Source organism: Flavobacterium maritimum, from assembly GCF_040049085.1.
GTDB classification, from domain to species: domain Bacteria; phylum Bacteroidota; class Bacteroidia; order Flavobacteriales; family Flavobacteriaceae; genus Flavobacterium; species Flavobacterium maritimum.
On sequence record NZ_JBDLZY010000004.1, the window covers coordinates 250240 to 271858 of the forward strand.

Below are 21619 nucleotides of genomic sequence, written 5' to 3' on the forward strand. Positions count from 1 at the left end.
ATTATTGCTATGTTTCGCCATCAAGGAAAAAACAGGACTTTTATTCATAATTTACGATTAGCAACTTTGTTATCCTTTGTGGCAGGTATTGTTAATGTGACCGGAGTTTTATCTATAAAAACATTAACGACCAATGTTACTGGTCACTTTGCTTACTTTGCCGAAGAAATAATAAAAAAAGATTATGCGGCGGCCATCACTTTTTTTGTATTTACCATTTTCTTTTTGATCGGTTCTTTTACGTCTAATTTTTTGGCGGAATTAATTTCAAAAAAGCATTCCGATTTATCACATGTTATTCCGATTTCATTGGAAATTTTGATTTTGATTGGTGTTGGTTTCTTTGGAACCCAGTCGGAATTATCAAGTTTTGAAGGCAAAAGTATTGCTTTTTCGATGCTTTTTTCGATGGGAATCCAAAACTCATTGGTGACAAAAATTTCGCAATCAACAGTTCGAACAACACATTTAACGGGACTTTTTACCGATTTAGGAATAGAATTATCACAACTGTTTTTTTATAAAAAGCCTGAAGAGACCAAAAAACTAAAAACCAGTATTTATTTGAGATTGTCCATTATTACCTTCTTTTTTGTTGGCTGTTTCTCGGGAGGTTTTCTCTATGGGATATTAGAAATCAAAACGCTTTTTATTGCCGCCTTTTTTCTGTTGATTGCTCTTTTATACGATTATATTCGGTTACAATTTCACGTTATCAAAAGAAAACAATGGAAACGTTTATCAAGAACTCCTGATAAATGGATTTAATTATAAAGATAAAAGATTGAAACCAAAGTGAGGCCAGCAATAAGCAGCCAAAGTAAACTGCCTTGAAATAAAGGTTTGATTCCAATAGATTTCAGAACATTTCTATTTAGCCCCGCCCCTATTAAGAACAAAGTAAGACTCAGACCAATTTTAGCAATGCCAACTAAATACGGTGCCACAATAGCGGTTTGCGGGACAAACGTATTCAAGACCATCGCCAAAATAAATAAGCCAATGAAATAAGGAATTTTTATTTTACTGGATTTATTTTTAAAAAGAAAAGCAGTAATCAGCGCCACCGGAATAATCCATAATGCTCGCGCCAGTTTTACAGTTGTGGCGACTTGTAATGCCTCCGGTCCATATTTACTGGCTGCACCAACCACTGAACTGGTATCGTGAATCGCAATGGCACACCATAATCCGAATTGGTTTTGCGATAAATTCAAATAATGCCCGATTACCGGAAACAAAAACAAAGCAACTGAATTCAGAATAAATATAACTCCCAAAGCAACTGAGGTTTGATTTTCATTCGATTTGACTACAGGCGCAATAGCAGCAATGGCACTTCCTCCACAAATAGCGGTTCCGCAAGAAATCAAATGGGATGTTTTTTTCTCGATTTTTAACCATTTGCCTAAAAAAGCTCCCAAAACCAAAGTACTGATTATGGATGCAACGGTAAACAGAAAGCCGTCTTTTCCTGCTGAAATAGCACTATAGACATTCATTCCAAAGCCCAATCCAACCACAGAAATTTGTAAAAGGACATTCGTTGCTTTGTGATTCAAATGCAAAAAAGGATGCCCGAAAAGATTGGCTATAATTAATCCCATCAATAAGGCTACCGGTGGGAAAACATAAGAACTCATGCAAAACAATATAAGCGCTATAAAAATGATTTGTTGTCCACTTTTATTTATTTCGAAAAGGGTAAATGGGCTTTTCTGAAGTATTTTTTGATTTGGTTCCAATGTATAGTCGTTGAATTATTACTATACAAAGGTCAGTTTATAAATTGATTTTAACCAATTGTAAAATATAATCTACTATAACTTTAGGTTATAATAACTAGATATGTTTCTAATGAACAATTCTGAAAGGGCATCTGCTTTTCCTTGCAAAGTTATGATGTAAAAAAAACGTTCCATACTTAAATCATTGACATCAAGAATAATCATTTCCTGATTTTTCAGTTCTTTTTCTATGGCATGAATTGAAATAAACGCCACACAATCAGAGTTCATTAAATAGGATTTAATACTTTCGGTACTTCCCAATTGCATTTCAATTTTTAATTGAGAAAGTTTAATATCAAAAGGTTTCAAAGCATATTCAATAACTTCAAGTGTTCCAGACCCTTGTTCTCTTAGTACAAATGACATGGATTTAAGATCTTCGGGACTAATTTCTTCTTTATGGGCTAATGGATTTTTACTGCTGCAGACCAAAACCAATTCATCTTTTAAAAACTCTGTGTATTTAATAGCTGGGTTTTTGGATTGCCCTTCCACAATTCCTATTTCAATTTCTTTCTTTAATAAAGCGTTTTCAATTTGTTCCGTATTCCCGTTAAGAAGATTCACCTTGATATCTTGCAGTTTTTGGTGAAAACGTGCCAAAAGAGGCGGAATGATATATTGTGAAATAGTTGTACTGGCACCTAAGCGCAAGAGCCCTTGTTGTTGATTGATTAGTGCACTCATATCAAAATCAATCTCCCGATAAATTTCAAATATGTTTTTAGTATGTTTTAGTAAAACTTCGCCAGCGTTTGTCAAAGCAATTCGAGAACCATTTCTTTCAAAAAGTTTGATTTTGTATTGCTCTTCCAATTCTTGAATGTGTTTTGAAACAGCCGGTTGTGTGATAAACAATTCTGTCGCAGCTTTTGTAAAACTTAATCGGGCGGCTACGGTGTAAAACACTTTAAGTCTAAAATCCATAGGTGTGATTTTTGTATGAAATGGAATTTAAATTTACAACAATCCATTGTATTTTCGGATAAACCACTCTGTTGAAAGTAAAACAGCAATAAAAATTAGTAGCCAAACCCAATCTATTAATGGTGTTTTGGTAACAATATCTTTTTGAATGGCTTTGTATTCTTCGTTTTCCACAAGTGTTTTTATCAAAGCATCCACTTGGTCCGGATAATATGCTTTTCCCATTGTTTGGTCTGCCAATTGCGTCAATTTTTCTCTGTCCGGATTTACAAATTGTTTTTCAATATCAAAATCCAAAATTTCAAAATGCCCGGAATAAGTGGTTTTTGAATTCAATTCTTTTACATAAAAATTATAACTTCCTGCTGCGAGTCCGTCTAAATTAACTTTATAAGAATTTGTTCCTCTAAGTAGATCGTAATTTTTAGTCTGCTTGGTTTTGATGTTGGTTAAGGCAATCGTTAAACGTGCTTTGTCGTCAAACTCGTAATTTTTGTTAAAATATTGCGCCAGAATTTCGATTGCTTCTCCTGAATTATAAAAGTTTTCATGTTCAACAATCAAAGACTTTTTAGAACTGTTGGAAGCCAAAAACTGAATAGTTTTATCCATGAATACATCAAACTTTACAAAAGACTGATTATCGATATGGCTTTGCAAACGCCATTTCCAACTATTCTCACCTAAAAGAAAAGCAGTCCGTTTGCCTTTATTTTCGGTAAAAGCCAGCAAAGGAGCATTCGTATCTATATTTCTGATTTTTGACGAAAGTAAAACAGATACATCACCATTCGTACTTACCGTACCAAAAGCATTCTGTAAAGGAGGTAAATTTTCAAAACCGATATTGTCAATTGCAAAGAGATTAAATTGGGGATTAAATCCAGCTAAATAATCTTCTTTTTGCCCACTCATTTTAAAAACCAAATTATTTTGCTGTTGGTTTAAAAATGTAAAATCAGTATTGGTTCCAGTGATGATAAAGGTGTTAATCCCTGCTGTTGCGGCATTTTCAAAAACGGATTTAAAAGCAGCTGTTGGTTGATAGAATACAAGAATATTATAATCTTCTAACGAACTGATTGATTCGGGTTTAACTATCGTTACTTTTCGTTGAACATTAGATTCTATGGATCGCTTCAAAGCACCAATATCGGGGTGATTTATTGCCGATACAATAGCTATATTTGTCTTTTGATCAATTACTTCAACCGCAAAATTTTTGGTATTATTATAGGTATTTTTCTCTTTTTCATTAGATGAAACAGTTGCCTTAAACAGTTGCAATCCTATTTGATCTGCTGGTAAAAGAGTATTGATGATTACTGATTTTTTTGCCGGTGATAATGCAACACTTTGCTTACTCAAAACAGAATTCCCTTGTGAAATACTAAAATTAGCTGTTATGTTTTTGTTTCCGGAGTACTGAATAAATATTTCTGCAGGGAATTTATTTTTGTGGAATGCATATTTATTGACATTTATTTGATCAATTTTTAAATCCAGTACCGTTGCGGTATCGCCTACAATAATCGGATAGACTTTATTATTAGAATCAAAACTGTACACATAATCATTACCGGTTGTTTGGTTTCCGTCTGTAATGATTACCGTAGGGAAAGCTACATTTTTGTTGATTTTTTTTAAATCTTGTCCAATTTTATCCAGATTGGTTTGTGTTCCTTTAAAATCAAATTGCTCTGATTGTTGAAATTCACTGTCAAATCGATAGGATTGAATATCAAATTTTTCTTGTAAAGCTTTATTAGAAGAGAGCTTTTCATAAAGTTCCAATGTCTTTTCTTTCGCATTCAAAAAAGCTATCGAGCTCGAATTATCCATTACTAAAGGTAAAGGAGTTTTGATAGTTTCAAATGTGTTTCTATTGATTATTGGATTAATTAAAAGTAATAAAATTCCAAAAATGAATAAAAAACGTAAAAAAGCCAAAAACAAATTGAGTTTCGATTTGTTTTTGGCTTTATAAAAATATTGATAAAATGACAAACCACCTGATACTAACAAAGAAAGTAGAATTAATAGAATGGTGTTTGTTGTCATTTATTTTTGATTGAAATATTTAAAAATTAAAGGATTAAAAGACTGATAAACTGTTCAGAAATCTTTAAATCTTTGAATTTTTAATTCCTTTAATTAAATATTAAGTAAGCATTCCTCCACAAACATTTAGAACTTGACCGGTAACGTATGCACTCATATCTGAAGCGAAGAAAAGACAAGCGTTAGCAACATCATCTGTCGTTCCGCCACGTTTTAATGGAATTCCATCTCTCCATCCTTTCACGACATCTTCGTTTAATTTGGCTGTCATTTCAGTTTCAATAAACCCTGGAGCAATAACATTACAACGGATATTACGGGAACCTAATTCAAGTGCCACTGATTTAGAGAAACCAATAACTCCAGCTTTAGAAGCAGCATAATTAGTTTGTCCAGCATTACCTTTTACACCCACAACACTACTCATGTTGATGATAGAACCCGCACGTTGCTTCAAGAAGGTTTTTTGAATCGCTTTGGTCATATTGAAAACCGATTTCAAATTCACATCAATTACTTGATCAAAATCAGCCTCAGACATTCTCATTAATAGATTGTCTTTAGTAATTCCGGCGTTGTTGATTAGGATGTCAACTGTTCCGAATTCAGCTAAAACAGCATCCACGAATGTTTGTGCTTCATTGAAATCAGCTGCGTTGGATTGGTATCCTTTGGCTTTAATTCCAAGAGCATTCAATTCATTTTCCAATGCCAAAGCTGATTCTACTGATGAGCTATAAGTAAAGGCAATATTTGCTCCGTGTTTTGCAAAAACTTCCGCAACACCTTTTCCGATTCCGCGACTTGCGCCTGTTATGATGGCTACTTTTCCTTCTAGTAATTTCATGTTTAAATAATATTTTTTTTATGGTTATATGTATTTTGCATAAAACTGAATTGGTTCTTACATCCATTTTCAGTGATGCTCATTTCATATTATTGTTTGGGCTTGTTCATTTTCTGAGGTACAAATATAGATTATTTAGGCGTTTTATAAAATTTGTAGTATAAAAAAAGCCTTACCAAAGTAAAGCTCTTATATAGTTTATTCTAAAATTTATTTAGAAAGCCACATTCCATCTTGGCAATCTTCCATTGTCATCCAAAGAATTTTGTAAAACTTGTCCTGTCAAAATTGCTTCTTATAACTTGATTTTTTTATAAAGGCTAAATGAAAAAAATTGTATCTTTAGTTTCACTTTGCTCAAAACAATGTCTTTTGACTTAAAAATATTATTCAATATTTAATTGCTATATCTCATTTATTCTTTGTTTACCAGTATTTTAAAAATACTAAGTGTAATTAATAATGTGAATTATGAAGCAAATAGAAGATTACGAAGTAAAAAATGTGAGAGCAATTGCCAGTGCTTTTTCTAGGCACCCATGGCAAATTAATAATTTTCTTGAGTCTGATGCTGAAATAATTGAGTTTAATAATAAGTCAATTCAATATTTAGTATTAAAAATTGATGGTATCCATGAAGAAATAAATAAAAAACTTTATGTTGACCCATTTCTTATTGGATGGATGTCTATTACCGTAACTATAAGTGATTTGGCAGCTGTTGGAGCTTTACCTTTTGGAATTTTACTTTCAATACAAATACCTTATGAAATTGATAAGGTATGGTTTAGACATTTTCAAAAAGGGATTAATAATGCCTGTAAAATCTATCAGGTAAATATTCTTGGTGGAGATACAAATTATGATTCTTCAATAGCAATTGTCACGACAGGGATTGGTACAATCGCGGATAGAGAAAAAACTTTGTTTAGAAAAAAAATGACGGCCGGCGAGATGTTATACTCAACGGGAAAGTTAGGTTTAGGAAATGCATTTGCTTATGCCCAATATTTTGATAATTCAATTAAAATAAAATATCAACCAACCGCCAGACTCAGAGAAAGCAAGTTAATAAGCGATTATGCGACCGCATGTATGGATACAAGCGACGGTTTATTTCCAGCACTTTCCGTTTTATCCGAAATTAACCATGTTGGGTTTAATTTGGTTGGATCCTTACAAAACATTGTGCATGATGAAGTCTTAAAAATAGAAAAAGCATCAAAATTGCCACTTTGGATATTCCTCGCTGGTCCACATGGAGAATATGAATTGTTATTTTCTATACCGGTAAGCAAACAAAAAGAATTTGAGGATGCATGTAGGGCTGATAATTGGACACCTATTTTTATTGGCGAAATTGTATCAAATAAAAAAATTCAATTTATTTCAAATAATAAAACGATCAAATGTCAACCAGCTGTAATACCAAATCTATTTCATAAATGTAATAGTAACATTCAATTGTATTTTGATTTGTTAATGAAACAAGATGCTAATTGGTAAGTAAACATTTTTATTATGTTAGAACAAAATCAAAATCGTCAACGGATTCAATTATTGGAAAGAAACCAAAAATTGGAGGATAGGGTTTCTAATTTTAATGAGTTATTGGTAACAGAAAAACTTACCTATTTGAGAAGCATTCTTTCAGCATCTGATAGAGAAGTGACTATAAAGGATCCATTTACAGGTAAACAACGTAAGATGCTTATGTTTGCTTCTAATAATTATTTGGGCTTAGCAAATCACATTCATGTAAAATTAAGAGTAAAAAAAGCTGTTGATGAGTACGGTTGCGGAATTGGGGGTCCCCCTCTTTTAAACGGGTATGTAAAATTAATAGAGGAAACAGAAACACAATTATCCTTATTTAAAAATCAAGAAGCGACGATGTTATTTTCTTCAGGGTTCATGGCTAATTTGGCTCTTGTTGGTACTTTGGCGCAACAACATGATTTAATACTTTATGATGAATTAAGTCATATTTCATTTTATGACGGTCTTAAACTCACAAAAGCAAAATCAGTAAAATTTTCACACAACAATATTCATGAATTAGAATTGGAGCTTATTCAAAATTATCAAAAAATAATAGGTGATATTTATGTTTGTGTTGAAGGTGTTTATTCTATGGATGGTGATTTGGCTAAGTTAGATGAAATAGCAAATTTATGTCAAAAATACAATGCGAAACTTATTGTTGACGATGCCCATGGAACAGGGGTTTTGGGTAAAAATGGAAGTGGGACTGCCTCACTTTTTGATTGCAGTGATTCTGTGTTTTTGAACATGGGGACTTTCAGTAAAGTGTTTTCAGTTTGTGGAGGCTTTCTGACCGGAGCTCAAGATGTAATAAATTACCTTCGATTTCATGCACATCCGTATGTGTTTTCGGCATCTATTCCTCCGACTGTTGCGGCTGCAGTATTAGGAGGATTAGAAGTCATGAAAAAAGAACCACATCTACAATTACAGCTATTGGACAATGTAAAATATGCTGTTGAAAAATTAAAAGATTATGAGTTTTGTGCCCAACCAGAGGCTGCGATAATTACGCTAAAATTACCAGTTAAAATGAATATACGAAAAGCAGCATATTTATTTCATCAAAAGAATATTTTCATAAACGCAATCGAATACCCGGCAGTAGCAATAAATAATCAGCGTTTCAGGATAAGTTTTATGGCAACACATACAAAAAAAGACATTGATAAATTAATCATGACTATTATGGAAGTTTGGAATAACAAGGAATGTTATCTTTAATTTATTATGATATATTATTCTCATGTAAACGAAGATAATTCTATAGAAAGACAATTACTACAACAAGAAAATTACCCTACGGTAATAGCCATTGCTGGAAGTGGTGAACGTGTATTGGCTTTATTAGATAATGTTTTTGTTAAAAAAATGATCATTGTAGATTCAAACATTGAAGCGATCTTCCTATTACAATTAAAATTAGCAGTGTTAACCAAATATTCAACCGATGATTATTTAAAATTTATAGGCCATGATAAGGTTCAAAATAATATTAGGAATACTTATTTTGAATCTATAAAAAATGAATTAACAAGTAGTTGTAGATTGTATTGGGAGAACAATAAATCCATTATTGAAGAAGGAATTTTAAATGTAGGGCATTTTGAAAAATTTTTGAATCGAATTAGACCAATTCTAACCTTTTTTTTAGGTGAAAAATTTTATTTAATTTTTAAAAATGAAAATTTTCAATCAAGACATTTTCCAAAATTACTATGGAAAATGATTGCCTATTTTTTTTCTCAAAAATGGATCTATCGATTATTTGGCAATAGAGATTCCGCATTTATTAGTGCAGATGCCAGAAACAAAAAGATACCTGAAGCAATAACAAAAATAATAATGGAAGGAAAGGTCGCTTCAAATTTTATGATGCATCTTATTTTTAAAGGAAGTTTAAAGGAAATGAAAGAAGAACATCTACCTCCTTCATTGCAAAAAAAAATAATAAATAATATTCAAAATCGTATAGTAAATGAAGAAATCGAAATTGAATATTGGCATGGTGATTTGCTTGAATTGATTAAAAGTAATAATAAAAAATTGGAGTGTCCAATTTTTTATTCCGTTTCCGATATTTTAAGTTTTGAATCATTTCTATATCTAGAGAAATTAATTGAATATTGTATGGAAGACAAAAGCAATAATATTGTTTTTCGCAGTTTTTTACGAAACTCATTGACCAATGAGGAGCTTGTGAAATTATCAAAAAAAGATTGGGAAATTAAACTGTATGATGAGCGGGAATCTACTAAAATGTATCATGTTTTTTCAGTAAGAAAGTTGTAGAAAAGGGAAATTAAAATAGTTTTTTATGAATATAAAAATTATTCCATACGATGAAATTTATGATGAAAACGTCAATCAATTAGAAAGGATTGTTTTTCAAGGAAAAAGTATTCAGTTAAGAATTTTAAAAAAACATTTTTTAGATAGAGCTATTGTTTTCAAAAAATATTATCCCATTTTGACAATTGATGAAAGGGGGATCGTTTTAGGAACTTGTATAGCAGCACAAACTACTTTAAAAGTAAATGATGATATTTTTTTTGCAGGAATTGGTTTTGATGTGAAAGTACACCCAAATTATCGTAGTTCAGGAATTGGTAGAATGATGGCAAAATTCGTTTATAAAAATTTCTTTAAGCCGGAAAACTTAATTAAAAACTTCATAACACTTAAAAACAATAATAATCCCGTAATACGTTTACTCTCAAAAGTTAATGATGAAATTAACTTATATGATTTTGTCTACCTTACGATTTCTACAAAATCACGAATAGAGTTTTCAAGTGATTTAAAAGTTTGTCAACAACTGTTCTATGTAAAACTTTATGACAGAGAAGAAATAGATTCATCTTATTATAAAGTATTTACCAATGGTCTTGGTTATTTCAATACTCATAAGATGTATCAACTTGAAATTTTAAAGATTAGTTGGATTTACAAGTTAGGATTTGCTTTTTTTAGAAAAATTAAATCTAAAAGAAAAATCCATTTACCTGAAGAAGGTGAAAAAATAACATTTTCAACTCTTTTCAATCATACAGCTGAGAATATAACACATATAAATGATGTTTTGAAGGAATTAGAAGATGCTGGCATAAAATATCTGATGGTTTGTTGCAAAAAAAATGATATGGTTTTTAATGCTTTAAAAAAAAACGCAATAAATTGTACTGATTATTATATACTTAGCGATTTTACTTTAAATAAAACGGACAGGATCACAATTGATGTACGTTGTCTTTAAACAAGGATTATGTTCGGCAAATGGATATCAAAATATAATTCACTTATCCTCTTAATCACATTTTTTTTATGTGGTTGGGCCATTTTTTTGTTTCCTACATTAAAGACTGATGTTGACTTCAAACAGTTTTTTCCAAAAGGAGAACCTGCCTTAGCAAATTATGAAAAATTTACAAAAACAATGGGATCATCAGAGAATATACTCGTGATTGCCATTGAGAATAAGGCTTCAATTTTTGATTCTCTTTTTTTAAAAAAAATTGTCTTATTGCAAAATGGTATTGATGAATTTAAAGAAATCAAAAACTCTGTTTCAATTCTTTCTCTGAAAAAATATAAAAGTTATGGTCAGGGGTTTATTGAAAAAAGATCTTATATCGAATCCTATGAACCCCAAAAAATGCGATATGACAGCATTCAAATATTTCGTGATTTTGAAGTTACACAGCATTTCATTACAAAAGATGCTAAAAGCATAAAAATAATACTTCAACTTTCAGATAACCTTTCTCTGATTCAAATGGATGCCCTGGTAAAAAAAGTTGATAATTTAGTGAATAAGCTAATGTTGCAAGACCAGCATTATTTTGGGCGGAAATATTTAGAATCAGAATATAAAAAATTAGTAAATGAGGAATTAAAAATATCTTTGATTCTTAGTTTTACTTTCGTTTTTTTTATTTTATTCTTGATTCATCGATCAATAATTGGAGCTCTATTACCTTTAATTTGCATGGCTGTTTCATTAATCATGTTATATGGTTATATGGCTTTGTTTAATAGATCTTTAACAATAATGTCAAATCTTTTTCCCACTATTGTTTTAATTGTGGGGATTTCAGATGTGATTCATATTAGCAATAAATTCGCATACGAATCAATCAAGAATGATTCTGTTTTTGCAATAAATAAAACAGTAACTGAAATTGGTCTTACTACTTTTATCAATTCTTTCACGACAGCAATAGGATTTCTTACTTTGTTAACAATGAGCATGGAAACTATGCAATCCTTTGGAGTTGATGCCGCTGTTGGACTGATGATTTGTTGGGTAAATTCTATCATTCTATTTCCAGCTATTTTACTGAAATTTAATCTTGCAAAATCCTTCCGAAAACCTGTTATGTCACATGAATGGAATACAATTTTAACTAGAGTTTTAGAATTTACTTATTTGCATTCGAAAAAAATTATTCTTGCTTTTTTGATTATAACACTTGTTTCAATATATGGCATATTTAAGGTAAACACAAATAATTATATTCTATCCAGTCTTCCAAAAAATAATAGATTATTTAATGATTTTAGGTTTTTTGATAATAATATGGGAGGTGGTAGAACTTTTGAATTAATTATAAATACAAAAAATAACCATTCCTTACATGATAAAAAAGTAATTCAAAATATTGAAAAACTGGAAAATTATCTTAAACATGATATTGGGGTTTCAGAAATTATTTCGCCTGTCCTGATGTATAAATGGATAAACGAGTCTACCAGCAGAAATTCTAATTGGCAGCTCCCAACATCACAAAAGGATTTTGATAGATTGTATTTATATTCAACCGCGAGAGAAAATGATTTTCCTATAGCAATTATTGACAGTACCAACAAAACAGGCAGGTTGATTGGTCGTATCAAAGATATTGGTCGAAATAAAATGGAAAAGAAAGAAGAGCTAATAAAAAAATGGGTAACTCGAAATATTGATTCTTCAAATGTAAGTTTTGAATTTACTGGACCGGATTATATGACGGATATTGGTCACCAGTTAAGGATTAACAATACTTTAGATAGCTTTATGTTCGAAATACTGATAGTATCACTTATTATTGGTTTAATATATAGGTCATTGATTATGATCATTATTTCGTTTGTGTCTAATATTATACCTATAATAATAATTGGAGGTTTTTTGGGGTATTCAGGTATAGAATTTAGAGGAGCGACCACAATAATATTTGCAATCGGTTATGTAATTGCTGTTGACGATACTTTACATTTCATCAATAGGTTTCAATTGGAAAAAAGGAATGGTTTGACAACTCAATTTGCTTTAGAGAAAACCTATCTCCATACCGGAAGAGCAATGATTATGACTTCTTTAATTCTCTTGGGAGGTTTTATTATATTATTGCATTCTTCTTTCAATGATGTTTTCATCCATGGATTATTAATGAGTCTGATCATAATAGTTGCATTAGTAACGGAATTTCTTATTACTCCAATATTGATAACTTCTTTTTATAAAAATAAACTATGAATAATCAAGTCATTATTATTATCAATCCTTATTGTCATCAAGGTCGAGGGTGGCAAAGATGGCTTAGTATAAAAGAAGATGTGCTAAAAATTTTACCCGATAACACAATTATAATTGTCATAAGCAAAGATATTCAACTCAAAGAAGTTTTAGCTCCATTGTTCAACAAGACACAGAAAAATTATATTATTTCTGCAGGAGGTGATGGCAGTATTAATTACATTTTAACCATTTTATTGCAAAATCATGAGATTGATTTAAGTAATATTACCCTTGGTGCTATAGGATTGGGTTCAAGTAATGATTTCCTGAAACCAAATGGTCAATCAATTAAAGGGATTCCAATTCGAATTAATTATTTAGGTAATGAACTAGCAAGTGATGTTGGCTTAGTAAAATATTTAGATGAAAATAATGAAGTTAAAATCCGGTATTTTATTGTGAATTCAAGTTTTGGAGTTACTGCACAGGCGAATTTCAATTTTAATAATCCAGATAAAATTTTACGCTTTTTAAAATCAAAGTTTGTTTCTGGAGCGATTCTATACGCGGCCATTTCAACAATTTTTAGATATAAAAATATTCTATGTCAGATACATTTCAATGAAGAATATAAAACTATTATGGTTTCAAATATTAATATTTTAAAAATCCCATATGTATCCGGAAGTTTCCATTATAAACAAGAAATATTGCCGGATGATGGTAAATTAGCATTGAATATTTGCTTGAATATGACAAAGTTAGAACTTATTTCTACTTTAATCCAACTTGCAACAGGCAAATTTAAGTATAGTAATAAGCGTATATCCTACTTTATTACTGATTTTAATCTTAGTTCAAAAGATCATTTTGTTTTTGAATATGATGGTGAAACTATAAAAACAAAACAGGTTGGAATAACATTACTTTCAAGGAAAATAAATGTACTTACAAATTAATATAAATCATGAATAAGCTAAATCCATATCCTATTTATTCATTAAAATTTTGGAAAGCATACATAATACAAATGAGGCCCTATCTATTGTTTGTTTCTAGTATCGCAGGAACTACGGGAATAGCGATGGCTAGTCAGTTTAATACAGATTATTTAAGGATTGGTGTATCATCAGTTATTTTTTTTATGGGATATGGTTTTGGTCAGGCACTTACCGATTGTTTTCAAACGGATACTGATAAATTATCAGCCCCATATCGTCCATTATCAAAAGGGATTATAACTATCAATGCTACTTTAACAGTTAGTATTATTGGATTATTGTGTAGCGCAATAGTCTTGCTTCTAGTAAGTCCAATAAGTTTTGTACTAAGCCTATTCGCCGTTTTTGGATTAGCTACCTACTCTATCATTAAAAAAAAGTTTTGGTTTGCCGGCCCTCTTTATAACGCATGGATTGTAGCATTATTACCAATTATGGGTTTTTTTGCTATTATTCCGAATGGCATAACTTATTTCTTTGCTCATTTTGGCAATTATATCGCAATTAGTTTTTTTTCATATGCAAATTTTGTACTAATAGGCTATTTAAAAGATATTGATGCGGACAGAGTAACGGGATATAAAACATTTCCGGTAGTTTTGGGTTGGAAAAAAACCGTATTATTAGGAGACATATTTGCTGTAATAGTCTTTGTTTTATTTTGGACTAGAAACGAAATGAATGAAATTGAAATTTTATTTGGATTACTTGGAACTATCTTGTTGATTTTGGGTTTGATAAAAGGGCATTTAAATAAAACCGAAAATGTAGAAGAAGCTATTTTTCCAATTTTGTCAACAGTTAGAAGTTTTATTTTATTTCACATTGCCATAGTATTACATTATCAACTGAAATGGTGGATCCAAATGTCTATTTTTTATTTCATATTTGAAATAGCTTTACACTTTAGACCTTGCCGATACCAAGTCTAAAAGTTTTTTAATTAAAGCAAAAAAAAATGTCTCAGAATAAACTGAGACACTTTTAAATTATTTATAGATTCTTAGAAAGCCACATTCCATCTTGGCAATCTTCCATTCTCATCCAAGAAGTTTTGTAAAACCTGTCCTTCTACGGCGGTTGGAATTGCTTTTACATCTGAATTGAAAGTTTCATACCAAACTACTTCTAATTTGTCGATATTTTCTAATTTCATTTGTGCTGGCCAAGAATATTTTCTTCCTGTTTTTGCAAATTGATGTCCTTCTACTATTTTATCAGCCAGACCACCATTTTTAGTTTTCAAAGTTCCGTCATTTTGAACAGTTCCTGTAGAACCAACCATAATTAACTCTTTTTCGTCCCCTACAGAATAAACCAAGAATACTCCAGATCCTTCTGAAGCATTACAAACTTCTTCTAAACTATCGTCTGTTGTAAATGAAAACTGGTTGCTAACTTTGAATTTTTTTAACTCTTTGTACATGTTATTTTATTTTTATTTGAATTGGCTTTGGCAAAAAAATACCCCACAAAATCGTGAGGTCCACTAAAAACCATTCGTTTATGTTTACTCTTATTATAATTTAGTCTGTTAAAACAGATACATTTAATAAAGTGCAAAGATATTTCTTTAATTCAATTATTAATAAAAAAGCCTCACAAATTGTGAGGCTTTTAAAATATTTAATTTAGGTTAGATTATCCTAAAACTTCTTTTACTTTTTTTCCAATTTCAGCAGGAGAATCCACAACGTGAATACCGTTCTCTCTCATGATTTGTTTTTTAGCTTCTGCAGTATCATCAGATCCACCAACGATTGCACCTGCATGTCCCATTGTTCTTCCAGCTGGAGCTGTAACTCCTGCTATAAATCCAACAACTGGTTTACGGTTACCATCAGCTTTGATCCATTTAGCAGCATCTGCTTCTAATTGACCTCCGATTTCACCGATCATAACGATACATTCTGTTTCTGGGTCATTCATCAATAATTCTACAGCTTCTTTTGTTGTAGTTCCAATGATTGGATCTCCACCAATTCCAATTGCAGTAGTGATTCCTAATCCTTGTTTTACTACTTGGTCAGCAGCTTCATAAGTTAATGTTCCTGATTTTGAAACAATACCAACAGTTCCTTTTTTGAAAACAAAACCTGGCATGATACCTACTTTTGCTTCTCCTGGAGTAATTACACCAGGGCAGTTTGGACCAATCAATCTTGCGTTTCTGTCTTTAACATAACTATTTGCTTTAATCATGTCTGCTACAGGGATTCCTTCAGTAATTGCAATAATTACTTTAATTCCAGCATCAGCAGCTTCCATAATTGCATCAGCAGCAAAAGCCGGTGGTACAAAGATAATAGTTGTATCTGCTCCAGCTTGATCTACAGCATCTTTAACTGTATTAAAAACAGGTCTGTCTAAATGTGTCGTTCCTCCTTTTCCTGGAGTTACACCACCAACAACGTTTGTACCGTATTCAATCATTTGTGAAGCATGGAACGTTCCTTCGCTTCCTGTAAATCCTTGAACAATTATTTTGGAATCTTTATTAACTAAAACACTCATGATATATTTTTTATGTTGTTTTTAAAATTGTGATGCAAAAGTATAAAATAGTAAGCAGTAATTGGTATTCAAAATTCAGTTTTTTACTGCTTAATTTATGATATTTGACTCATTTGATAACCTCTGTATAATTTATTGTCTTTTATTTGCCAAATTGCTATAAAATGTGCCAAAAGCATTTCTTCTCTTGGGTTTTCAATTGTTTTGACAAAATGGGAATAACGAACAGAAATCAAGTCGTTTTCAGAAACAATGTGGCTAATTCTAACTTTTGAACGAACATAGGCTTTGTGCAATTGATCTGTCAAATTCATTAACGAATCATAATTTAACTGAATAAAACCTGTAGTGCTATTCCAATCTACAATAATATCCGGGTGCAGAAATTCTTTCATGACTTCGCAATCAATTAGTGCATCCGATTTGTAAAATTTTTGGACAATTTCTTTTGGAGACATCTTACTTGAGTTTATTTAGAATTTCAGGAATTTTTTTGATATTGGCCAGTTGTTTCAGTTTTTCGCGGGATTCTTCTATTGGTGTGCCAAAATAAGATTTACCTCCCTCCACGGATTTAGTAACTCCTGTTTGTCCTAGAATGACAGCCTTTGCTCCTATCGTGATTCCACTCGTGGTTCCTACTTGCCCCCAAATGGTAACTTCATCTTCGATAATTACACAACCAGCTATTCCTGTTTGAGAAGCAATCAGACATTTTTTACCGATTACCGTATCGTGACCTACATGTACCTGATTGTCTATTTTTGTTCCCTCTCCGATAGTCGTATCGCCGGTAACGCCTTTATCAATCGTACAAAGAGCACCAATGCCAACATTGTTTTCAATGACAACTCTTCCTCCTGAAATTAACTGATCAAAACCGTCAGGGCGTTTTTTGTAATAAAAAGCATCAGCTCCCAGAACAGTACCTGCGTGAATAATTACATTATCACCAATTACAGTATAATCATAAATTGAGACATTAGAATGGATCAAGCAATTTTTTCCAATGACTACATGATTACCGATAAATGTATTTGGCTGTATTATGGTACCTTCTCCTATTGAAGCAGAAGGAGCTATTGATACGTTTGAAAATTGAAAAGGCTTGAAATGATTTGTCAATTTATTAAAATCCCTGAAAGGATCGTCAGAAATTAATAATGCTTTTTCATCAGGACAATCTACGTTTTTATTGATTAAAACAATAGTCGCAGCTGAATTTAGTGCCTTGTCGTAATATTTAGGATGGTCTACAAAAACAATATCGCCAGGTTCAACAACATGAATCTCGTTCATGCCGGATACTGGAAAATTTTCATCACCAACATATTCACAGTTGATTAGGTCAGCAATCTCTTTTAAGGTATGTGTTTTTGGAAATTTCATTTGGTATTTTTAGTTGTTGGTTGATGGTTGATGGTTATGAAACGATCAACCATCAACCATTAACTAAATCTATTCTTTTACTCGCTCCATGTAAGAGCCTGTAGTGGTATCAATTTTAATTTTATCACCTTCATTGATAAATAAAGGAACATTTACAGTTGCTCCGGTTTCAACAGTAGCTGATTTGGTTGCATTGGTAGCTGTATTTCCTTTAACTCCCGGTTCTGCATAAGTAACTTCCAATACTACAGAAGCAGGCATATCCACAGAAAGAGGCAAGTCAGTTTCAGTATTAATACTGATCATTACGTTTTCACCTTCTTTTAATAATTCAGGAGAATCCAAAACATTTTTGTTTAAAGAAATTTGTTCAAAAGATTCCACATTCATAAAGTGAAATAAGTCACCTTCTGGGTATAAAAATTGAAATTTATGGTTTTCAACACGAACTTCTTCAATTTTATGTCCAGCTGAAAAAGTATTGTCTAATACCTTTCCATTAGTTAAACTTTTTAGTTTTGTTCTTACAAAAGCAGGTCCTTTCCCAGGTTTTACGTGAAGAAATTCGATGATTTTATAAATATCATTGTTGTATTTAATACACAATCCGTTTTTAATATCTGATGTAGATGCCATTTTAATGTTTGTTTGTTGATTCGTTTTATTTGTTGATTCGTTATATTTTGTTAAATCGGTTAACCGATTTAACAAATAAACGATTAACCGACTTATTTTTAGTAATTTCCAGTGTAACCTTTCATTACTCCTCTTGATGAATTTCTGATAAAATCCAAAATTTCGTCGCGCTCTGGTGTTGCTTCCATTTCGGCTTCTATAATACCGATAGCTTGAGTTGTATTGTAATTTTTTTGATAAAGAATTCTGTATATATCTTGGATTTCTTTGATTTTTTCAGTTGTAAAACCTCTTCTTCGTAATCCGATTGAATTAATCCCTACATAAGACAAAGGCTCTTTAGCTGCTTTTGTAAATGGCGGAACGTCTTTTCTAACTAAAGATCCACCAGATATCATGGCGTGATCACCGATATGAATGAATTGATGAATTGCTGCCAGACCACCAATAATGGCGTACTTACCAACAGTAACATGACCGGCTAATGCCACTCCGTTTACTATAATGGCATTATCTCCAATATGACAATCATGTGCAATATGTGCTGTAGCCATAACAAGACAGTTGTTTCCAAGTGTAGTTTGGCCAGAAGCAATAGTTCCTCTGTTAATGGTTACGCATTCTCTAATGGTGCAATTGTCTCCAATTATAGCCAAAGAATCTTCCCCTCCAAACTTTAAATCTTGTGGAACTGCTGAGATTACTGCCCCAGGAAAAATGTTGCAGTTTTTTCCAATTCTTGCGCCTTCCATAATGGTGACATTTGAACCTATCCAAGTTCCATCGCCAATCACAACATTGTTATGAATGGTTGTAAAAGGTTCTATGACAACATTTTTGGCGATTTTTGCGCCGGGATGAACATATGCTAACGGTTGATTCATCTGTTTTTTTTTATTGTTTTTGTTAATTAGAAACAGACTATAGATATAAGTTCTACAGTCTGATTTCTAAATCTATTGTTTTTTTGCAATCTGAGCCATTAATTCTGCTTCAGCCACCAGTTTACCATTGGCATAAGCGTTGGCCTGCATATGGCAGATTCCTCTTCTGATTGGTGTAATCAAATCACATTTGAAAATTAATGTATCACCAGGAAGTACTTTTTGTTTGAACTTAACTTTGTCAATTTTCATAAAGAAAGTCAAATAATTATCTGGGTCAGGAACTGTACTCAACACCAAAATCCCTCCTGTTTGAGCCATCGCTTCAACAATTAAAACACCTGGCATAACTGGAGCATTCGGGAAATGTCCAACAAAGAAATTTTCATTCATTGTCACATTTTTCATTCCCACTACATGACTATCAGACATTTCTATGATTCTGTCAATCAATAAAAAAGGAGGTCTGTGAGGAAGAACAGCCATGATTTTATGAATGTCCATCAAAGGCTCTTGATTCAAATCATAAACAGGAACATAATTACGTTGTTCAATTTTTATGATTTTTGACATTTTTTTTGCAAACTGGGTATTTACAAAATGACCTGGTTTATTGGCGATAACCTTACCTTGAATTCGGGTTCCGATTAAAGCTAAATCACCCACAACATCAAGTAATTTATGTCTTGCAGCTTCATTTGGATAATGTAGAGTAAGATTATCCAAAATTCCGTTTGGTGTAACTGTAATTTTTTCTTTACCGAAAGCGACTTTTAAATTTTCCATCGTCGCATCGGATATGTCTTTATCTACATAAACGATAGCGTTGTTTAAATCGCCTCCTTTGATTAAACCATTTTCCAACAATGCTTCTAATTCATGTAGAAAACTAAATGTTCTGGATTCAGAGATTTCAGTTTTAAAATCCGCAAGATTTTTCATGTTTGCGTTTTGTGTGCCTAAAATTTTAGTCCCAAAATCAACCATTGCAGTAACGCAATAATTATCGTGTGGCATTACCAATATTTCACTGCCTGTAGCCTCATCTGTAAAAGAAATTACTTCTTTAACCACATAAACATTTCGCTTAGCATCTTGTTCTTCAACTCCTGCTTTTTCGATAGCTTCAACAAAATACTTTGACGAACCATCCATTATAGGAAGTTCCGATGCATTTAATTCAATAATTATATTGTCTAAATCGCAACCAACCAATGCCGCTAAAACATGCTCAGGTGTCTGAATTTTAACGCCCAGTTTTTCTAAATTGGTTCCTCTTTGTGTGTTTACAACATAATTAGCATCAGCTTCAACTATAGGTTGCCCTTCCAGATCTACTCGAACAAAAGTAAAGCCATTATTGACTGGCGCAGGTTTGAAAGTCATTGTTACTTCTTTTCCTGTGTGTAATCCAACTCCTGTTAGCGAGATTTCTGTTTTGATGGTCTTCTGTTTAACCATTGTTTCTGTTTTTTTGGTTTAATATTTCTTTTTTCAATTCTTCTAATTCTGCAACAATTTTAGGCAAATTCTTAAAATGAACGTATGATTTACTAAAATCATTGTATCCAAATGTTGGACTTCCTTGTAAAGTCTCATCATCTTTTATATTTCTTCCCACTCCCGATTGTGCCTGTATACGGACATTATCGCCAATTATCAAATGACCCGAAATACCAACTTGGCCACCAATCATTCCGTTCTTTCCTATTTTTGTAGAACCGGCGACACCTGTTTGCGCTGCAATCACGGTATTTTCTCCAATTTCTACATTGTGGGCAATTTGAATCTGATTGTCCAGCTTTACTCCTTTTCGTATAATGGTTGATCCCATTGTAGCCCTGTCAATTGTTGTACAGGAACCCACATCTACATTATCTTCTATTACTACATTTCCAATTTGTGGAATTTTATTATAAGTTCCGTCTGAATTTGGTGCATAACCAAAACCATCAGCACCTATTATTGCTCCGGAGTGAATGGTACAATTATTACCTATAACAGTCTCCGAATAAATTTTGGCACCAGCAAAAATAATCACATTATCGCCTAAAACAACATTGTCACCCAAGAAAGAATTAGGATAAATTTTCACATTGTTTCCGATGACTACATTTTGCCCCACATAACTGAAACTACCTAAATATAAATTAGTTCCATGTTTAGCACTTGGCGAAATAAAAGAAGGTTGTTCAATACCGCTTTTATTTAATTTAACCTGATTGTAAAATTCTAATAATTTTGAAAAGGACGCGTAGGCATCATCCACTTTGATTAGTGTAGTGGTAATTGGTGATTCTGGAACAAAAGTAGTATTAACAATGGTTACAGATGCCTTGGTCGTATATATATAATTAAGATATTTAGGATTTGCTAAAAAAGTAAGCGATCCTTCATGCCCTTCTTCGATTTTAGATAACTGGAAAACTTCGACATTGGGATTACCAACTACTTCCCCGTCCAAAATTCCCGCTATTTGTTCTGCTGTAAATTTCATTGCGACAAAAATATAAAAAATAGATTTT

General features: G+C 31.9%; 20 protein-coding genes. 8 read left to right on the forward strand and 12 right to left on the reverse strand.

Annotation, left to right across the window (positions count from 1 at the left end):
- Positions 1-9: 9 nt before the first annotated feature.
- Entirely contained in the window at positions 10-768 is a 759-nt protein-coding gene (locus tag ABEB23_RS10450; protein ID WP_348812541.1) for a YoaK family protein, read from the forward strand.
- Here the strand turns inward: ABEB23_RS10450 and ABEB23_RS10455 are convergent.
- The 4 genes from ABEB23_RS10455 to fabG all read right to left on the reverse strand — a co-directional run bounded on the left by ABEB23_RS10455 (position 765) and on the right by fabG (position 5625).
- Positions 765-1643, reverse strand: coding sequence for a YeiH family protein (locus tag ABEB23_RS10455; RefSeq protein ID WP_348812542.1), 879 nt, complete (start codon positions 1641-1643; stop codon positions 765-767). The genes ABEB23_RS10450 and ABEB23_RS10455 overlap by 4 nt on opposite strands.
- Before the next feature lie 177 nt (positions 1644-1820).
- Positions 1821-2717 (reverse strand): LysR family transcriptional regulator, encoded by an 897-nt coding sequence (locus tag ABEB23_RS10460; RefSeq protein ID WP_348812543.1) that lies wholly within the window; start codon positions 2715-2717, stop codon positions 1821-1823.
- Positions 2718-2750: 33 nt separating this feature from the next.
- Positions 2751-4778, reverse strand: coding sequence for a hypothetical protein (locus ABEB23_RS10465; RefSeq protein ID WP_348812544.1), 2028 nt, complete (start codon positions 4776-4778; stop codon positions 2751-2753).
- A gap of 100 nt (positions 4779-4878) precedes the next feature.
- Positions 4879-5625: a 3-oxoacyl-[acyl-carrier-protein] reductase gene (gene fabG / locus ABEB23_RS10470; protein WP_348812545.1), complete on the reverse strand. Its 747-nt coding sequence runs from the start codon at positions 5623-5625 to the stop codon at positions 4879-4881.
- A 471-nt stretch (positions 5626-6096) separates the two neighbouring features.
- Between fabG and ABEB23_RS10475 the strand changes: the two genes are divergently transcribed.
- The 7 genes from ABEB23_RS10475 to ABEB23_RS10505 all read left to right on the forward strand — a co-directional run bounded on the left by ABEB23_RS10475 (position 6097) and on the right by ABEB23_RS10505 (position 14603).
- A complete protein-coding gene (locus tag ABEB23_RS10475; protein WP_348812546.1) occupies positions 6097-7131 on the forward strand; it encodes a thiamine-phosphate kinase in 1035 nt (344 codons plus the stop codon).
- A 15-nt stretch (positions 7132-7146) separates the two neighbouring features.
- A complete protein-coding gene (locus tag ABEB23_RS10480) occupies positions 7147-8394 on the forward strand; it encodes an aminotransferase class I/II-fold pyridoxal phosphate-dependent enzyme (protein WP_348812547.1) in 1248 nt (415 codons plus the stop codon).
- 6 nt (positions 8395-8400) lie between these two features.
- A complete protein-coding gene (locus ABEB23_RS10485) occupies positions 8401-9462 on the forward strand; it encodes a DUF3419 family protein (protein ID WP_348812548.1) in 1062 nt (353 codons plus the stop codon).
- 25 nt (positions 9463-9487) lie between these two features.
- Positions 9488-10426 (forward strand): GNAT family protein, encoded by a 939-nt coding sequence (locus tag ABEB23_RS10490; protein WP_348812549.1) that lies wholly within the window; start codon positions 9488-9490, stop codon positions 10424-10426.
- Positions 10427-10606: 180 nt separating this feature from the next.
- Positions 10607-12688, forward strand: a complete 2082-nt coding sequence (locus ABEB23_RS10495; protein ID WP_348812550.1) for an efflux RND transporter permease subunit — start codon at positions 10607-10609, stop codon at positions 12686-12688.
- Positions 12685-13629, forward strand: a complete 945-nt coding sequence (locus ABEB23_RS10500; protein WP_348812551.1) for a diacylglycerol/lipid kinase family protein — start codon at positions 12685-12687, stop codon at positions 13627-13629. The genes ABEB23_RS10495 and ABEB23_RS10500 overlap by 4 nt, the downstream gene beginning before the upstream one ends.
- An 8-nt stretch (positions 13630-13637) precedes the next feature.
- On the forward strand, positions 13638-14603 hold the full coding sequence (locus ABEB23_RS10505) for a UbiA family prenyltransferase (RefSeq protein WP_348812552.1): 966 nt from the start codon (positions 13638-13640) through the stop codon (positions 14601-14603).
- Positions 14604-14674: 71 nt separating this feature from the next.
- Here ABEB23_RS10505 and ABEB23_RS10510 read toward each other — a convergent pair whose 3' ends face one another.
- The 8 genes from ABEB23_RS10510 to lpxD form a co-directional block, all read right to left on the reverse strand.
- The gene (locus ABEB23_RS10510) at positions 14675-15097 is read right to left on the reverse strand and encodes a hypothetical protein (RefSeq protein ID WP_348812553.1); all 423 of its coding nucleotides are present in this window, start codon (positions 15095-15097) and stop codon (positions 14675-14677) included.
- Between the two features lie 215 nt (positions 15098-15312).
- Positions 15313-16185 (reverse strand): succinate--CoA ligase subunit alpha, encoded by an 873-nt coding sequence (sucD, locus tag ABEB23_RS10515; protein WP_348812554.1) that lies wholly within the window; start codon positions 16183-16185, stop codon positions 15313-15315.
- A gap of 95 nt (positions 16186-16280) precedes the next feature.
- Positions 16281-16643, reverse strand: a complete 363-nt coding sequence (locus ABEB23_RS10520) for a nuclear transport factor 2 family protein (protein ID WP_348812555.1) — start codon at positions 16641-16643, stop codon at positions 16281-16283.
- A 1-nt stretch (position 16644) separates the two neighbouring features.
- A complete protein-coding gene (locus ABEB23_RS10525; RefSeq protein WP_348812556.1) occupies positions 16645-17574 on the reverse strand; it encodes a UDP-3-O-(3-hydroxymyristoyl)glucosamine N-acyltransferase in 930 nt (309 codons plus the stop codon).
- A 69-nt stretch (positions 17575-17643) separates the two neighbouring features.
- A complete protein-coding gene (gene efp, locus ABEB23_RS10530) occupies positions 17644-18210 on the reverse strand; it encodes an elongation factor P (RefSeq protein WP_121338393.1) in 567 nt (188 codons plus the stop codon).
- Positions 18211-18308: 98 nt separating this feature from the next.
- A complete protein-coding gene (gene lpxA, locus ABEB23_RS10535) occupies positions 18309-19094 on the reverse strand; it encodes an acyl-ACP--UDP-N-acetylglucosamine O-acyltransferase (RefSeq protein WP_348812557.1) in 786 nt (261 codons plus the stop codon).
- A gap of 72 nt (positions 19095-19166) precedes the next feature.
- Complete coding sequence (locus ABEB23_RS10540) at positions 19167-20555, reverse strand: bifunctional UDP-3-O-[3-hydroxymyristoyl] N-acetylglucosamine deacetylase/3-hydroxyacyl-ACP dehydratase (protein ID WP_348812558.1); 1389 nt, start codon at positions 20553-20555, stop codon at positions 19167-19169.
- Positions 20548-21591 (reverse strand): UDP-3-O-(3-hydroxymyristoyl)glucosamine N-acyltransferase, encoded by a 1044-nt coding sequence (gene lpxD, locus ABEB23_RS10545; RefSeq protein ID WP_348812559.1) that lies wholly within the window; start codon positions 21589-21591, stop codon positions 20548-20550. Before lpxD ends, ABEB23_RS10540 begins: the two co-directional genes overlap by 8 nt.
- Between the last annotated feature and the right edge of the window lie 28 nt (positions 21592-21619).

What these genes read in the sequence shown, in the direction of transcription:
- ABEB23_RS10495 (WP_348812550.1), top strand. Translation starts at nt 10,607, where the DNA reads ATGGGATCATCAGAGAATATACTCGTGATTGCCATTGAGAATAAGGCT.
- ABEB23_RS10475 (WP_348812546.1), top strand. Translation starts at nt 6,097, where the DNA reads ATGAAGCAAATAGAAGATTACGAAGTAAAAAATGTGAGAGCAATTGCC.
- ABEB23_RS10460 (WP_348812543.1), bottom strand. Translation starts at nt 2,717, where the DNA reads ATGGATTTTAGACTTAAAGTGTTTTACACCGTAGCCGCCCGATTAAGT.
- efp (WP_121338393.1), bottom strand. Translation starts at nt 18,210, where the DNA reads ATGGCATCTACATCAGATATTAAAAACGGATTGTGTATTAAATACAAC.
- fabG (WP_348812545.1), bottom strand. Translation starts at nt 5,625, where the DNA reads ATGAAATTACTAGAAGGAAAAGTAGCCATCATAACAGGCGCAAGTCGC.
- lpxD (WP_348812559.1), bottom strand. Translation starts at nt 21,591, where the DNA reads ATGAAATTTACAGCAGAACAAATAGCGGGAATTTTGGACGGGGAAGTA.
- ABEB23_RS10480 (WP_348812547.1), top strand. Translation starts at nt 7,147, where the DNA reads ATGTTAGAACAAAATCAAAATCGTCAACGGATTCAATTATTGGAAAGA.
- ABEB23_RS10490 (WP_348812549.1), top strand. Translation starts at nt 9,488, where the DNA reads ATGAATATAAAAATTATTCCATACGATGAAATTTATGATGAAAACGTC.
- ABEB23_RS10465 (WP_348812544.1), bottom strand. Translation starts at nt 4,778, where the DNA reads ATGACAACAAACACCATTCTATTAATTCTACTTTCTTTGTTAGTATCA.
- ABEB23_RS10500 (WP_348812551.1), top strand. Translation starts at nt 12,685, where the DNA reads ATGAATAATCAAGTCATTATTATTATCAATCCTTATTGTCATCAAGGT.
- ABEB23_RS10485 (WP_348812548.1), top strand. Translation starts at nt 8,401, where the DNA reads ATGATATATTATTCTCATGTAAACGAAGATAATTCTATAGAAAGACAA.
- ABEB23_RS10540 (WP_348812558.1), bottom strand. Translation starts at nt 20,555, where the DNA reads ATGGTTAAACAGAAGACCATCAAAACAGAAATCTCGCTAACAGGAGTT.
- sucD (WP_348812554.1), bottom strand. Translation starts at nt 16,185, where the DNA reads ATGAGTGTTTTAGTTAATAAAGATTCCAAAATAATTGTTCAAGGATTT.
- ABEB23_RS10455 (WP_348812542.1), bottom strand. Translation starts at nt 1,643, where the DNA reads ATGAGTTCTTATGTTTTCCCACCGGTAGCCTTATTGATGGGATTAATT.
- ABEB23_RS10510 (WP_348812553.1), bottom strand. Translation starts at nt 15,097, where the DNA reads ATGTACAAAGAGTTAAAAAAATTCAAAGTTAGCAACCAGTTTTCATTT.
- ABEB23_RS10450 (WP_348812541.1), top strand. Translation starts at nt 10, where the DNA reads ATGTTTCGCCATCAAGGAAAAAACAGGACTTTTATTCATAATTTACGA.
- lpxA (WP_348812557.1), bottom strand. Translation starts at nt 19,094, where the DNA reads ATGAATCAACCGTTAGCATATGTTCATCCCGGCGCAAAAATCGCCAAA.
- ABEB23_RS10520 (WP_348812555.1), bottom strand. Translation starts at nt 16,643, where the DNA reads ATGTCTCCAAAAGAAATTGTCCAAAAATTTTACAAATCGGATGCACTA.
- ABEB23_RS10525 (WP_348812556.1), bottom strand. Translation starts at nt 17,574, where the DNA reads ATGAAATTTCCAAAAACACATACCTTAAAAGAGATTGCTGACCTAATC.
- ABEB23_RS10505 (WP_348812552.1), top strand. Translation starts at nt 13,638, where the DNA reads ATGAATAAGCTAAATCCATATCCTATTTATTCATTAAAATTTTGGAAA.